Annotated in this window: 1 protein-coding gene; it reads right to left on the bottom strand. The window is 59.8% G+C overall.

The window, feature by feature from the left end; genetic code table 11:
- On the bottom strand, positions 1-234 hold a 234-nt coding region (locus tag CF394_RS16375), incomplete at both ends, for a phage baseplate assembly protein V (RefSeq protein ID WP_243370595.1).

The raw sequence follows: 234 nt of genomic DNA, 5'->3' as shown, positions 1-234 counted from the left end.
TCAGTGTGTGCCGAGTCGTGTTTTACCCCGGCGATATAAGGTCGGTCCGGGTTGCCTTCCTCAAAGGCGATGCTGACTTCCGTTCCCGCCAGCAGCGGCAGATGCAGGCCATACGTGTCACCTGCATACGGGCGCGACTGGCGCACCCACAGGCTTTCATAACCCGGTTTCCACGTATCGCGGTCAAAGTCGAGGTTGACCCGGTAGCGCCCGTCCTTGTCGATATGGGCATAG

Source organism: Tetzosporium hominis, assembly GCF_002265435.1.
Taxonomy (GTDB): Bacteria; Bacillota; Bacilli; order Bacillales_A; family Planococcaceae; genus Chryseomicrobium; species Chryseomicrobium hominis.
Note: the sequence above shows the minus strand (reverse complement) of the source record. Positions and strands in the feature narration are given on the sequence as shown.